The sequence below is a fragment of the Paenibacillus sp. FJAT-27812 genome (assembly GCF_001273905.1).
GTDB lineage: Bacteria > Bacillota > Bacilli > Paenibacillales > Paenibacillaceae > Pristimantibacillus.
Map to the genome: position 1 here is coordinate 59,956 of NZ_LIGH01000001.1, position 14,855 is coordinate 74,810.

General features: G+C 49.6%; 12 protein-coding genes. 2 read left to right on the top strand and 10 right to left on the bottom strand.

What is annotated here, in order from left to right; translation table 11 throughout:
• Window positions 1-185: 185 nt before the first annotated feature.
• The 5 genes from ADU23_RS00270 to ADU23_RS00290 all read right to left on the bottom strand — a co-directional run bounded on the left by ADU23_RS00270 (window position 186) and on the right by ADU23_RS00290 (window position 5,496).
• Window positions 186-1,016, bottom strand: coding sequence for a sugar phosphate isomerase/epimerase family protein (locus ADU23_RS00270; RefSeq protein WP_053371901.1), 831 nt, complete (start codon window positions 1,014-1,016; stop codon window positions 186-188).
• 48 nt (window positions 1,017-1,064) lie between these two features.
• Window positions 1,065-2,072 (bottom strand): zinc-dependent alcohol dehydrogenase, encoded by a 1,008-nt coding sequence (locus ADU23_RS00275; RefSeq protein ID WP_053371902.1) that lies wholly within the window; start codon window positions 2,070-2,072, stop codon window positions 1,065-1,067.
• A 19-nt stretch (window positions 2,073-2,091) separates the two neighbouring features.
• A complete protein-coding gene (locus tag ADU23_RS00280) occupies window positions 2,092-3,033 on the bottom strand; it encodes an AraC family transcriptional regulator (protein WP_197286024.1) in 942 nt (313 codons plus the stop codon).
• A 65-nt stretch (window positions 3,034-3,098) separates the two neighbouring features.
• Window positions 3,099-3,956, bottom strand: a complete 858-nt coding sequence (locus ADU23_RS00285) for a sugar phosphate isomerase/epimerase family protein (RefSeq protein WP_053371904.1) — start codon at window positions 3,954-3,956, stop codon at window positions 3,099-3,101.
• A gap of 109 nt (window positions 3,957-4,065) precedes the next feature.
• Complete coding sequence (locus ADU23_RS00290) at window positions 4,066-5,496, bottom strand: aminotransferase-like domain-containing protein (protein WP_053371905.1); 1,431 nt, start codon at window positions 5,494-5,496, stop codon at window positions 4,066-4,068.
• A 108-nt stretch (window positions 5,497-5,604) separates the two neighbouring features.
• Here ADU23_RS00290 and ADU23_RS00295 point away from each other — a divergent pair, with 108 nt between their 5' ends.
• The gene (locus tag ADU23_RS00295) at window positions 5,605-6,210 is read left to right on the top strand and encodes a LysE/ArgO family amino acid transporter (RefSeq protein ID WP_053371906.1); all 606 of its coding nucleotides are present in this window, start codon (window positions 5,605-5,607) and stop codon (window positions 6,208-6,210) included.
• 51 nt (window positions 6,211-6,261) lie between these two features.
• Window positions 6,262-9,381: a hybrid sensor histidine kinase/response regulator gene (locus ADU23_RS00300; protein ID WP_053371907.1), complete on the top strand. Its 3,120-nt coding sequence runs from the start codon at window positions 6,262-6,264 to the stop codon at window positions 9,379-9,381.
• Window positions 9,382-9,468: 87 nt separating this feature from the next.
• Here the strand turns inward: ADU23_RS00300 and ADU23_RS00305 are convergent, their stop codons facing one another.
• From ADU23_RS00305 to ADU23_RS00325, 5 genes are all read right to left on the bottom strand, one after another.
• A complete protein-coding gene (locus tag ADU23_RS00305; RefSeq protein ID WP_053371908.1) occupies window positions 9,469-10,542 on the bottom strand; it encodes a Gfo/Idh/MocA family protein in 1,074 nt (357 codons plus the stop codon).
• A gap of 3 nt (window positions 10,543-10,545) precedes the next feature.
• The gene (locus ADU23_RS00310; RefSeq protein ID WP_053371909.1) at window positions 10,546-11,544 is read right to left on the bottom strand and encodes a Gfo/Idh/MocA family protein; all 999 of its coding nucleotides are present in this window, start codon (window positions 11,542-11,544) and stop codon (window positions 10,546-10,548) included.
• A 59-nt stretch (window positions 11,545-11,603) separates the two neighbouring features.
• Window positions 11,604-12,410 (bottom strand): phytanoyl-CoA dioxygenase family protein, encoded by an 807-nt coding sequence (locus tag ADU23_RS00315; RefSeq protein ID WP_053371910.1) that lies wholly within the window; start codon window positions 12,408-12,410, stop codon window positions 11,604-11,606.
• A 477-nt stretch (window positions 12,411-12,887) separates the two neighbouring features.
• Complete coding sequence (locus ADU23_RS00320; RefSeq protein WP_053371911.1) at window positions 12,888-13,901, bottom strand: LacI family DNA-binding transcriptional regulator; 1,014 nt, start codon at window positions 13,899-13,901, stop codon at window positions 12,888-12,890.
• A 100-nt stretch (window positions 13,902-14,001) separates the two neighbouring features.
• A complete protein-coding gene (locus ADU23_RS00325; protein WP_053371912.1) occupies window positions 14,002-14,853 on the bottom strand; it encodes a glycoside hydrolase family 43 protein in 852 nt (283 codons plus the stop codon).
• Window positions 14,854-14,855 lie beyond the last annotated feature (2 nt).

Here is a 14,855-nt window from a genome sequence, read left to right on the forward strand (position 1 = left end):
GCTTTTAACATTTTCTACATCTGGTATACTTTCCCTTCCATCGATCGATTATGCATGGGATGGTTGTTCTTGGCTGCCCTCTGCTGCTTCTCACCGCTAGACACCATTAAAAACCCGGCCTCAAAGGGCCGGGTTTCTCCTCATTCATCATGTTAGACTTGCCGTTCTAATTACACGGCATCAAGCTATAAAAACACCTTGTCAAAGCCTGTCTTCGAGCGATGCAGCGACGCTTCCAGCGTTGGCTGAACCCCTTCTCCGTTTTGCATCAACACCTCTTGCGCTACAACGCCTGTATAGCCGATTTTTCGTAAACTGCGCAAAAAACCGCTCAAATCGATAACGCCCTCACCCGGATATAACCGGTCATTGTCCAATAATTGCTCAACCGCCATTGGCTTGGCATCGTTAATATGGACATACACGATTTGGCTTGCGGACAATCGCTCAATATCCAAGGTCGTTAATCCATTCGTATGCCAGTGATAGGAATCCAGCAGCAAGCCGACATTGGGCCTGTCAATCGCGGCGATGAACGCTAACGTATCCTCCAGCGTATGGATAAAAGGATGCTGAAACGCCGTTCGCCAGTGATGCGGACCAACAAATTCCAGGCTAAGCCTAATTCCGTATGCGCCTATGATATCCGCGCATGTTCTAAGCCGGCAAGCGGCATGTATGGCCAGCACTGCAGGTGAATGGTCAGTCGAGGGCAATATATACGTGCAGCAGGCATCGCCTCCAAGTAACGCCGCCGCTTTGGCACGAGCCTCCAACAAGCCTATGCTCCCAAGAAAATCTTCCTCGCTGCTCCGCCAATCTACCCCTAAATCGAAGGCGCCCATCGCCATTCCGTTCGAATTCAGCAGCTCCCTAGCTCCTTCAAGCCCGTAAGTTTCTATCCATCCTAATGCATCAATCTCAACGGCTTGAAAACCTTTTTCCGCCGCCAGTTCAATGAACCGTTTATCGTCACTGACTTCACCGAGTCCCGCCCGGGTCAAGCCTCTTAACATATCGTTCAGCTCCATCAGAAAAAATAGAATCGTATGCTGCGCCTGATTTTATGCCCAATCGAATAAAACGCCATAGTAATGCTCTTTGTCATCTCTTAACCCGATATAAGCAGATGCCGCTTCCTCCGGTTTAACAATATGGCTGATCAGCGGCTCGATGCTCAGCTTGTTTTGCGCCATCAAGTCAAATACGATTTGCGAATTACGCACCAAGGAATGCTTCACGAACGGGTCCTTCTCCACCGGATAACGCCATTCATGCGCGCCCTTAAATGTAATGCAGCCGTAATTGATCAAATGAACGTAATTCAGCACTTCCGTTACGTTCGTTTGGTATTCTCCGCGCGGGCTGCCAAGAAGGATCAGCTCTCCGGACTTCGCAATCAAAGGCAGATTATCGACCGCTGCCTTCGGCACGCCAGTTGCCTCAATTAATGTAGATACGCCTTCTCCTCTCGTAAGCCTCATGATCTCTTCACGAATATCCCCGCGTCCTGCATGCAAGGCTGCGTCAATCCCGGTCGTTTCCGCCATCTTCAAACGTTGCTCCGACAGATCGATCCCAAACACATTTGCTCCCGCAAGCTTAGCCAATTGCGATGCCATATTGCCAATGAGCCCAAGCCCTGTAACGGCCACGTTGTCGCCTAGTTCAATTTGCGATACCCGTGTCGAGGTGAATGCCACCGTTGCCATCCGCGTAAAAGGAACCCAAGTTAACGGAACGTGCTGGGGAGCCCTCAAAAATACGCCGGTCGTCGGAACGATTTGATAAGCGGAATGATCGCCGTAATGAAAAACAACATCTCCGGGCCAGAATCCCTCGACGCCCTTGCCTATTTCTATAATCTCGCTCACCGATGCGTAGCCAGGAATCCCGGGCATGCCAAACCATCCTTCATTGCCGGATAAGCATGCAAGCTCCGTACCCGGGCTGATCAACGTATATTTCTTTTTTACTAACGCCTCATGGTCTCCTATATGGGAAATAGATAACGGCGCATCATGCACCTCAACCTGCCACGGCGCTGCAAATACGATCTGTTTATTTTCCATCCTAGTGATGCTCCTTCTCTTATCCGTCTTTGCGGATCGTGGTATGGGCGGCAAAAAACTGGCTGGGCGTTATGCCAACCGTCGCCTTGAAGGTACGGCTGAACAAATGAATGCCGGAGAAGCCTACCTCCTCCGCAATCGCCGTAACCGTTTTTTGTCCTTCGATAATTTTCACTTTGGCTTGCTCGATCCGCACATGGGTTAAATATTTATGAATCGTTATATTCAATTGCTCCTTGAACAAAAAAGATAAATGATTGGTGGAGACGCCGGCATGCCTGCTGATCGTGACATTATCAAGCCCTGCATCAGCATAGCGCTCATGGATGAAGTGAATGGATTTCTCAAGCACACCCCATCCTTTCGTCAGCTTGCCTTCCTGCTCCTTGCTGCCTACCTGTCCCTTTAGGAAAAAATAAAGCAGCTCGATGCCTATAGCCTTGGTAAGCAAATCGCGGTTGGACTTCTCGTCCAGAAAAATTTTTTGCAGCAGCAGAAATCTTCTCTTTAAGTCGATGCGGTCTGAAGTGCGCAGATGGGAGATCGGCACGATGTCTCCCAAAGCTTTCTCCCGTAAGGGAACCTCTCTGGTCTGCTCATTGATAAGCCCCGTTTCCCTCCAGCCGCTCCGGGTTTCGTCATAATGAAGATCAAAATGCACAATATATTGAATCAAGGGAATGTCCGATGTCGTTCGAATGATATGCGGAAGCATGGGGGGCATCAGAAAAAGATCTCCCTCTTTCGCTAGATACTTGATCCCGTTTAATATAAAATCCGCTTCTCCTTGCTCGATATAGGTAAAGACATGGTCAAAATCAATCCACTCGCCGGAGAGCGAAGAAGATTTTGCGATTTTAACGACTCTCACAAAGGGAGAAATGGTATTCATCCATGCTTCCATCATTCGTTCCTCCAAACTTCCTTTATCGTTATCCGGCACGAGCGTTAATCGCTTCATGTTTATCCATTGGATTATGCTCTAAATATAATCCATTGCCGGCAACGATTACAGCCCCCTATCTTTTATCCTCTAACCGGAATGTGAAGCCGCTGCTCCACGAAGTCTCTGCAAATCTCCAAGCTGCGATAAGGCGTGCTGGTTGAGCGGTCGATCTCAAGCGTCATCCAGCCCTCATACGCAATATCGTTTAACGCTTCTATAATCGGGTCAAAATCGATCTTACCCAGACCCAGCTCGCAAAATATCGGAACCTCGTTCCCTTCAAGCATCGGAAAATCTTCTGCCACGGCGCCGTCTTTCGTAACATCCTTTAGATGCACGTAGGCGACTCTATCTTTATACCGGCGAATCAGCTCCGCAGGATCCATTCCGGCTCCAGTCAATTGGGCAGTATCCGGGGCAAAATAAACGGCCTCGGAATCGCATAAGTCCATAATCGCATCCAGCTCATTCTCATCCTGAAGCTCGGTCCATAAATGCGGATGAAGACAGGCTTTGACGCCTAGCTCGAGGGTTCGTTTCGCAATTTCGGTAATCGTTGAAGCCGCTATCTTCAGCTCCTCCAAGCTGGCTGGCTTCAGCCGGGGACCGCCGGGACCAAGCAGCAAATGACCCGCCCCGCATAACGAAACGATTCGCGCCAGCCGCACATTGTAATCTACGATATGCTGCCGTTTGGACGGATCGGCAAATTTGCAGGACGGATCTCCAGTAACGCCTCCGTAAAGCCCCGACAATTCCAAGCTGTGCTGTGCCAGCAGTTCTTTGAACAACGAGATGTTTTGTTCATATTGAAGCGCAAAGGAAGGCCATGGCTCAATCGCCCGATAGCCGAGCTTTGAAGCTTCATCAAGCGCCTGCAGATGGTTATCCCCCCAGGTAATCGCGTGCACAGCTATTTTTCCTTTATATGATTTCAAACGTTCTCACCTCCCTAGAAATAAAAAAAATCCGGATATAACCCGATTATAGGGGTTGTATCCGGACATAATCTTTAGCTTAAACCATTAATTTTTATCTAAAACACCGTTAGCTGGTTTTTTGTGCCACTACATTTAACAAGATGTGCAGCCCTTGCTTTAGCTCTTCCAAAGTTGCATAGGCGTAGGATAAGCGAATGTGATGAAAATCCTTTGGATCATAAATATATCCGGGATTAATCAATACCTTTTGTTTGATGAGCTGTTGAAACAACGCTTTATTCACAATAGGCTCGTTAAATCGCAGCCAAATATAAAAGCCGCCTTTTGGCTTTTCCCATGATGCGAGTTGTCCAAAGTCTTTGGTCAAAATCTCTTCCACAAACGCTGCCCGACTTTGCAATTGGCGGCGCAACTTCCCAACGTGGGAATCGTACAAGCCGGATGTAAGCCAGTGCGTTACAATCTGCTGCGAAAAGGCGCTTGAGCCGTAATCCGTTTGCATTTTAATATCAGCCAATCGATTGATGACAGGTTCAGGCGCCACGACCCAGCCAATTCTTAAACCGGGGCTCAACGTCTTTGAAACGCTGCCTATATAAAGGACTTGTCCGGAATGATCCATTGATTTCATCGATGGAGGAGCATCCTCGAAAGTTAATTCGTGATATACGTCGTCTTCAATGATCGGAATTTGCAGGGACGTGCAGATGTCTAATAAAGCTTGTCTATCTTCCATCGTTAGAATCCGCCCAGACGGGTTATTGAGGGTAGGCACCGTATAAAATAACGATTGTTTTTTGCCCTTTAATGCTTTTAACGTTTTTTTCAGCTGTTGTTCTCTACTTACCGAGATTACACGCATGCCTGCCGATTGAAAAGGATGAATCGAATTCAAATAAGAAGGCGGCTCCTGGAACACATTTGAACGCTGCTCAAGAATGCCCAATGAAATAAGCTGCAGCGCTTGAAGCGCGCCAGAAACGATCAGGATACTCTCCGGTGACGTATTAATACCTCGTTTTTGCAAATGCCCGCTCAATGCGATACGCAGCTTTTTATTGCCCTTTGGCTCTGAATAGCCGATATCTCTAGCAAACAAGGATATATTTTGCAGCGATTGCTCAAGCAACGCCGTTGGCAGTAAATCGGGTGAAAGCTCGCCAGTGCCCAGCCGAATCATCGAAGCATTTTGCTCGTGCTCATTAATGAGTTGAATGGTATGATAATTCGGCTCATGAATGCTCGCATCGATATGCTTATGCCAATTGGGCTGCTCATGGCTTAGCAGCTTATTCCAGCTGCTATTGGATACGTATGTGCCTCCGCCTCTTTGGGTCTCTAATATCCCATTTGCCTTTAATTCTTCAAGCACTTGAATGATGGTGCTGCGGTTTACCTCCAACATTTCGGAAAGCTTTCTTTGCGAAGGAAGCTTTGTGCCGATCGTCCATTCACCCTGCCGGATGCGGGCGCTGATCCAATTATAGATCTGTTCATGAAGCGATAGGGGAAAGGCACGATCCGGTTTCCATTGCAAAATAATCAGTCTCCCTTCAAAACTGGTTGGGTCCAAAAACCATCCAATTGGTTGTTCTCTTTCATTTGTAACATAGGTAAAGTGAAGAAGGAAAGGAGTTCATTTGAGATGGAAGCCACACTTCATGGGATTTTATTAGCATTTGGCCTTATTTTGCCTTTAGGCGTGCAAAACATCTTTATTTTTACGCAAGGGGCAACGCAGCCAAACTTTTTCAAGGCGTTGCCGGCAACGCTTACAGCCGCGCTTTGCGATACGCTGCTTATTTTATTCGCGGTGTTCGGCTTGTCCGTCATCGTGCTGCAATTTGCGTGGCTGCGGCTTGGCTTAATGATTATCGGTATTATTTTCCTATTGTATATGGGATATTCCGTATGGAACTCGAGGCCTGCCAAGCGGGAATCAGGGAAAAGCTTGCCGCCGCAGAAGCAGATTGTATTTGCGCTGTCTGTCTCGCTTTTGAATCCGCATGCGATCTTGGATACTGTCGGCGTGATTGGGACAAGCGCTTTGCGATACGCAGGACTGGAGCAGATTTTATTTACAGCAACTTGCATAGCAGTATCGTGGTGCTGGTTTTTCGGCCTGACAATCGCAGGCGCTTCTATCAAAAAATTAGATGGCTCGGGCCCGATATTGCATATATTCAACAAATTTTCCGCTATTTTTATATGGCTTACGGCGATGCTGCTATTAAAAAGCTTGTTTGCATAGCTGCGGGCATTTAATAAAGGGATAAACAAATCTAATGTCGAATATCGTTGTATGATGCGAATAACGAGTACAACCACCCTTAAATATATAGCTACCATCCTATTATTCCTTAGCATACTCCTTGGCCTGCGCTGGACTTGGTCTGAAATTTTTTCGGCAACAGAGCATTCCCATGCTGTCGATGGAATACTTGATCTGCGCGGACGGGACTTATCGAATACGCCAACAATCCCCTTGGACGGCGAGTGGAAGTTCTACCCTGAAAAATTCGTTTCCCATCGGGATGCGGCGCTAGAGGAAAACCAATCTCAAAATATCCAAGTTCCGGGCGACTGGGGACGCGTGCTGGCAAGAGGAACAGGCTCTTCTTTTGGCTACGGAACTTACCGGTTACGTATTCTAGTCGACCCGCTGGAGGTTCCAGTCGCCTTCTGGCTGCGAGGATTGCAATCCGCTTCTACTGTGGAAATAAACGGGCAAGTTGAAAATGATTTCGGAAAAACTGCTGATAACGCTAAGGCGCATATACCCAAAAATTTTTCTTACACCGCTTCCTACGCTGCGCTTGATGTCGATGAGATTGAATTGCTCATTCGAATATCTAATTTCGAGGATCCGTACAATGGCGGCATTTTGCGCTCCATTCGTTTTGGCTCTCAAGCAGCAATCGATTATGTTCGCTGGTACTCGATCGGGTTTCAATTGGTCATGCTGATTACGCTGCTGATTCATGGTGTATATGCTTGCATTCTTTATTTATTCAGCCCTAGAGAAAGGGCTTTGTTCTTTGCAGGACTGCTGACGCTGGCTGTCGGGATTTCGATAGTCGCCGGTCATGATAACCTGCTATTGCTCTGGCTGCCGATCAATTATACATGGGCGCTAAAAATCAAACTGCTCGCTCTCGTTTGGCAGCCTTTTTTCATTCTTCATATCTTCACGCGCTTCTCTTCGTCCCCACCAAGGAACGAATGGCTGCGGTTATACACCATGGCGCTTATTTCTTATTCGGCATTTCTGCTCGTTGCGAATGCTCCATTCATAAATGGGTCCGTCGAATTTAACGTTTTTTCCGCTTTTTATGTTATACCTTTTGCTTGGTTTGTATATGTCATAGGAAAGATGGTTTTCAAGAAACAAGCCGACATCGATGTTGTTTTCCTGCTCTTATCCGCAGCCGGCATCATGTCTAACTTTCTCTGGAGTCTATGGAATTCATATAGAGAGGTTACTGTCGTCTATTACCCGCTTGATATCATCGCAGCCATTATCGGTTTTTCTGCGTACTGGTTCAAAAAATATTTCCGTCATACTAAAGAAAACAACAAGCTGAACGAGCAGCTAAAAAATGCCGATAAGCAGAAAGACCAATTTCTCGCCAATACGTCGCATGAGCTGCGGACGCCGCTTCACGGTATTATCAATATTGCTCAATCTGTTGCAGCCAAAGAAAAGGAAACCATGGATCCGGGCAGCTTGAAAGACATGGAGCTGCTGATCACCATAAGCCGCCGTATGTCGCATATGCTCGGTGATCTTCTTGATGTCGCTCGGCTCCAGGAGCATCGTATCGTATTGCAGAAAGAGCCGGTAATCATGCAAGCGATCGTTCCCGGCGTATTCGGCATGTTAAGATTTATGATCGATGGCAAGCCTATAAAGCTGCAAATCGATATCCCGGAATCCATGCTTCCGGTAATGGCCGATGAGAAAAGACTCGTGCAAATCATTTACAACTTGGTGCATAACGCCTTGAAATTCACTGAAAAAGGGTCGATTACCGTATCCGCCGAGGCGAGAGATGGCCATGCGGTCATCCATGTTTCGGACACGGGCATCGGCATGAGCGAGGACATGCTGGCTAGAATCTTTCTTCCCTATGAACAAGGGGCTTCCGGAATAAGCGATGGCAGAGGAATCGGGCTTGGTTTGAGCATATGCAAACAATTAATAGAGCTGCACGGCGGGACATTAACCGTTCGATCCGCAGAGAGCAAGGGCTCTGTATTCAGCTTTGATCTGCCGCTCGCCAACTCGTCAAGTCTGCCACAAGCTCTAAAGCAGATAAATGCTGAAGATACGGCCGACAACATAAAACATTTGCATGCTGGGCTCGTTTTTCAAGATGACGGGAGCCGCGAGTTGGCAGCCGCCAAGCTTTATGATCCGCTCCTGCAAGACAGGAAAATCAATATTCTTGCGGTCGACGACGACCCAGTCAACCTTAATGTGCTCGTTGGCATCCTATCAACGGATTCGTATGCCATTACGACCGCTCATTCAGCCCGCGCAGCGTTGGAATTGCTCGCCACAGGACGATGGGACTTATTGATTGCCGATGTCATGATGCCGAATATGTCAGGTTATGAATTGACGCAGAGAGTCAGGGAGCATTATTCCGTATCGGAGCTTCCGATTTTGCTGCTGACCGCGCGCAGCCAGCCCGCTGACATCTATACCGGTTTTTTGGCAGGCGCCAACGATTATGTAACCAAACCTGTGGATGCATTAGAGCTCCAATATCGAATAAGGGCGTTAACTACGCTGAAGCTATCCATAAATGAGCGTCTGCGCATGGAAGCTGCCTATCTACAGGCGCAGATTCATCCACACTTTTTATTCAATACGCTTAACTCGATTATGGCGCTAAGCGAGATCGACTCGGATAAGATGCGAAAGATGGGCGATGCCTTTGCGTCCTTTTTGAGGATAAGCTTTGACTTTCTCAACATGGAGGAACTTGTCGAGCTCGCCCACGAACTGGAGCTTGTCGAAGCCTATTTGTTCATTGAGAGAGAGAGGTTCGAGGACAGATTGTCGATCATATGGGAAGTTGAGCCCGGCATCAGCTTGCTGCTGCCTCCGCTCTCCATACAGCCTCTGGTCGAGAATGCAGTTAGACATGGCCTGCTTAGCCGGTTCGAAGGCGGAACCGTTCATATTCGGATTGCTCGGAGTGAAAACGTTACGCTTATCGAAGTGAAAGATAATGGAATCGGAATGGCCGAGGAAAAGATCATTCAATTGCTTAGCCCGCTCATGAGAGGGAAAAGCGGTATCGGACTTGCCAATACGCATCGCCGTTTGACGCAATTGAACGGCCAAGGCTTAACGATTGCCAGTAAGCCAAATGAAGGCACAACCGTATCCTTTGCTATTCCGAACAAATAAAAAAGGCAGCGTGGATTTGCATGAATCCGCGTTGCCTTTTTGCCTGCTCAGCTCGGCTGCCCCTATCCCAGCGCTCTATGCCTGCTATTAATCGAAGTAGACCGGTTTTCCGGTTTCTGCCGATATATATACAGCTTCCAGAATAGCGGATACAACCATCGCTTCTTCGGGTTTAACGAGCGGCTCGGTATTATTTACGATACTATCGATCCACTGCTTCGCTTCATACTCGAAATCCGTTAGATTCTCTCCCCTGAACTGCTCTCTGGCGTTCGGATTTACGTCGATCGTATTAATAAATAGGCTGCCGTCTCTTTCGCCGTTAATCCGCAGACCGTCGTTAAAATCAGCACCGCCCTTCGTTCCACAGAGAAGCGAGCCGTCCGTCTTGGCGACATTAAGCGCCCAGCTGGTTTCAATCGAAACGACGGCGCCATTTTTGAATTTCACATAACCGAAGGCGGAATCCTCCACTTCAAACTGCTTGGGGTCCCATGAACCCCATTCGTTTGCCGCATTTTCCGTATCCTTCAATTTATGAAACACGCTGCCCACGACGCTCTGCGGCTCATAATTGTTCATCAGCCAGAGGATGAGATCGAGGGAATGGGTGCCGATGTCGATCATCGGACCGCCGCCTTGTTTTTCCTTGTCCAAAAACACGCCCCATGTGGGAACGCCTCTGCGCCTGGTTGCGACCGCTTTGGCATAATAGATCTCGCCGAGCTCATCGTTTTCGATCATCTTCTTTAGCAGCAGCGACTGCGCTTTGCTGCGGTTCTGGTAGCCGACCGTCAGCTTTTTCCCGGTCTTCACATGAGCCTCGTACATCGCTTTCGCTTCGGCTCCCGTCTTGGCCATCGGTTTCTCGCACATCACGTGCTTTCCGGCTTCCATCGCATCGATGGAAATGACGGCGTGTGAAATATTAGGCGTCAACACATGGACCACTTCAATATCTTCCATGGCGAGCAACTGTTTGTAATCGGTAAATACTTTCGCGCCGGGCACGCCATATTTCTCGGCGCCTTCGCGCGCCCTTTCCTCGATCAGATCGCAGAAGGCGACCATTTCCACATTTTCTATTTTAGCTAAGCTTGGCATATGCTTTCCGTTAGCAATCATTCCGCATCCGATTATAGCTACTTTGACTGTCCGCATCGATCAATTCCCTCCCGGCTGCTTGAAATCGACCGTTCTTCTCTCGCGGTGGGCGATATACGCCGTTTCAAGCAGCTCCGTCAGCTTCGTTCCATCCTCCAGCCCGAACGGCATCGGACGGTCGTTCAAGATGCCATCCACCCATGCTGTCAACGGAAGCGGCTGCTCCTTTGGCAGCTGGCGGGGAGCAATCCAGCCCTGCAACCGCGAATCCAAATGTTTGGAAGCGAGTTTAACGGCATCCCCAGAGATGATCAATGTCCCTTCCGTGCCGTACAGCTCGAATGCCGGCGGCGTAAGGTAGGTGACTAGGCTTGTTTCCAGCAGTGCGATTGCGTTACCTTCGAACTCAATCGAGCATTGCGCATGATCTTCGACGGCCCTGCCCGTAAAATAACCAAACATGGATGTAATCCGCTTCGGTTGACCGAGCAGCCAGCTTGCCAGATACATGGGGTGGCATCCGAGATCCATCATGGCTCCCCCGCCTGCCTGTTTCTCGTCGTACCAGTATTCAGGCAGCCAATTATTTAATGCCCCGTCATGGCCGTTCCGAATGCGGAGCAATGTTACCGCGCCGAGCAGCCCATCATCCAGCAGCTGCTTCGCGAACAAATGATGCGGCCTAGTACGGGCGGGAAAAGAAATACAAAACTTGACGCCCGCTCTCTGGACGGCCTCCGTAATCTGATCGCATTCCGCCACGGTAAGTGCCATCGATTTCTCCGTGAAAATATGCTTGCCCGCATTTGCCGCCGCAATCATCACTTCGGCGTGCATGCTGGTTGGCGCATCGATGACGACGGCATCCACGTCCTCCCGCTTCAGCAGCGCATCCAGATCAGCTTCGAAATCAGCTCCAAGCTGCGCCGCCCAAGCGCGCCCCCTGTCTGTGACTTCATCCCATACGGCCGTAATGTTTACGTTTCCAAGCGATTGCAAATGACTAGCGTATCCTTCGGCATGAACATGCCACTTACTGATCATTGCGACATTCAGCATTCGAGTATCCCTCCAAATCATTATTCGAATCAAACCTGATTGCGTGAAGAGTCAGCTTGTTAATCCTTGAAGGCCGTGTCCGGGTATCCGGCTCCGAACGGAGCGTCTGGCCGTTCGTACTCTCCCGCCAAGTAACGGCGTACGGGCGTGGTATGCTCCAAATAGTTCTTATCGTTCGCAAAACGGTCCGAGAATCGCACCCAAGGCGGACTGTAAATATAATGCGCGGTATAACGATCATAGTCTCCGTCATGCATGTATGTACGATGCCAGACGGCATTGTGGAACAGCAGCACGGAGCCAGCCGGAGCACAAATAACATGTCCGATCGGCAGATCGGATTTGTCGCGGCGAATATTTTCCGGAAGCGGCACCTGCGATCTGTGGCTGCCCGGTATCATTTCCATGTTGCCCATCCTCGGCAGCGATTGATCGGTGAGCAGATAGGAGGCGCGCAGCTGCAAAAGAGGTATCGGATAAGCTAGATGCTTAAAATCATAGGCTCCTGAGCCGTCTTGATGCCACCCGCCCGCATCCCCAAATGCCGGCTGCTTCGTACACCAAGCGGATTGAAGAATGAAACGGTCGCCATAAAGGCCCCTTACCTTTGGAAGCACAGCCGGATGGTCAATCAAATTGTCGAGCGCCTGCTCCGTCTCAAAACCTCGCCCAACCTGTGCCCAGCCCGTCGTCCCCGCTTTCTCGTGGAGGCGGATAGAAGCCTCCAGACATTCCTTCGCTTGTTCAGCCGATAATACGTTCGGAATAATAAGATATCCCCATGAATCAAACATAAAACGGTCAAGCTCCGTGAATTCACCGGGGCTGGATATTGCATTAAGCCCTTGGCTTAGCTCAGCAGTCATGCGATAACCTCCTGTTTAAATAAGTGGGTGCAAAGCATCCTAATACAAGCCGCATATCATATATGTAAAATATGAACAGCATCTTGAATACATGCTAAAAAAACAGAATTATTCCTGTTAATTTTTAAGTTAAGTTAAAAAAACAGTGACCGAGCGACATTTTTTTAGGATGAATTCCTTTGAAAAAGTGATTCCGAGATTATTAAGCTTGTACTGCCCGTACACTTCTCAGAATCATATATATTAAATATATATTAAACAATCCTGTTTATTAAGCAGAGCTGCCGAGCCGTCTCAAGGAAAAACAAATAGCCCCTCATCCAAAGGGACAAGAAGCCGTGTTATTCATTAAAAATAGAAAAAGCCCCGCCGGCCAGCCGTGTTCGCTCATCTGATCATGAACGTTTTTTCACTGTCTGCCATAAGGGGATGATTAATATAAGTGCGCATAGAAACGTTTGTAGCTGCGATCCATCTTCATTCAACCAGCAGAGCACGGTCCGTAGATGCCCGCACTACCAGTTCCGTCCGCAGTGCGACGCGGCTCTTCGCAGCCGAGGCCTCTTTGCCGAATTGCTCCAGCAGCAAATCGACGGCGGCAGCGCCCAACTGCTCCATCGGCTGGGCAATCGAGGTGAGCGGGGGATCGGTGACCGAGGCGAGAATCGTATTGTCAAAGCTGACGACCGACAGCTCGGAGGGAACACGGATTCCCGCCTCCTTGGCCGCCTGAAGAGCGCCTGCGGCAAGCAGATCGTTGCAGCAAAAAATCGCGGTCGGCCGATCGCTGCCTTCCAGCATGACCGCAGCCTCGCGTTTTCCGTCCTCCATCTTGTGCTTGCAGTGCCGTGCAAGACGCTCCGGCAGCTTGATGCCGTCTTCATGCAGCCGCTCCCTAAAGCCTAAAAGCCGGTCCCGGCTGCTGCTGAGCGTCATGCTCTCGGACAGCACAGCCATGCGGCGATGTCCGAGCTGAAGCAAATGCTCGGCCGCTGACCGTCCACCCTGCCAATCGTCCGCCACCACCGTATGAACCGGGTAGGCCGGCAGCTCGCGGCCGATGGCCACGACCGGCATGGTCTCGCTGAGCTCGCGCAAAGTATCCGCGTTCCCCATTCCCGTGCCGATCATAATGCCGTCGATCCGCTTTTGCTTGAGCACCGAAATATATTGTTCAATCCGTTCATCCTGATTATCCGTACTGCAAATAATAACGCTGTATCCGAGCTGATGCCCCCGGTCCTCGACCGCTCTCGCCACTTCGCCGTAAAAAGGATTCGCAATGTCCGGGATAAGCAAGCCAAGCGTAAAGGTGTGCTTGCCAGTCAAAGCCGAAGCGATAACGCTTGGCTGATAATGAAGCCGCTCCATGATGGCATGTATTTCACGCCGCCTCTCCTGGCTTATTTTCCCCTTCGCGTTGATCACCTTGGATACGGTCGCTATAGATACGCCAGCTTCGCGGGCAACATCGTAAATTGTCGCTTTCATGTGCATTCCTCGCTCACTCAAGTCGTCCTAATACCTATTATGCTTGGAGGAGGGTACAATTGGCAATGACAATCACGCATGGCTATCCATGTCCGCGATGTCAGAGATGATGCTTTACCTTAATGACGCTCCCATGCCGCCTGTCCGGCAGAAAAGTCATAAGATGCGTAACGTTTTCCCAGTGAACCAAGTCTTTGGAACGCATAGCCCCGTACTCCCGAAAGTGGAACAAATCGTAAAGCATGATCCACTCCCGCTCGCCGCTGCCGTTCATAACCTCATACAGCGTAGGTCCTTCGGAAAGAGGGGGCGTAATGAGCCCGGAAACGCAAGTCGGCTCAGGCCGGCCTGCTGCATGTTTGCCGAAGGAGCACGAGCGAATCGCCTTGTAATCCGTGTCCGGATCATTGCCGCCGCGCTCATCCTTGAATAACATCAAATACTGCTCGCCCAAATCCGCTACCGTCGCGTCTATGACATTGTATCCCGGGTCAAAATAAAGCTGCGGCGCCGTAAACCGCTCGAAATCATCCGTCAGCACCGACCAGATTCGATGATCGCGGACCTTTCCGATCCCCGGCTCCGCAACGGTAGAGGACCAAAAAATCCGATAAGCGCCCTCCGCCTCGTCGAACATCATTTCAGGCGCCCAGCAATTCCGTGTTCCGGCTACGCTCGCCATTACCGGCAGCGATTTGTAGCCTTCCCAGCGAAGCAGGTCGTCCGACCACGCATATCCGATCGAGCTCCCTTCCCAGCCGTCCGTCCAAACCGCATGAAACCGTCCGGCCTTATCCTCCATTACAAAAGGATCGCGTATTATTTTCCCGCCGGTATCCATGCTTTGAAGCACGGGGCTGCCGCCGTTCCATTCCTTCCACGCATAGCCGTCTTCGCTGACAGCGAGATAAAACGATTCGTCATCCGTTTTGAAATACGAGAACAAATACATCG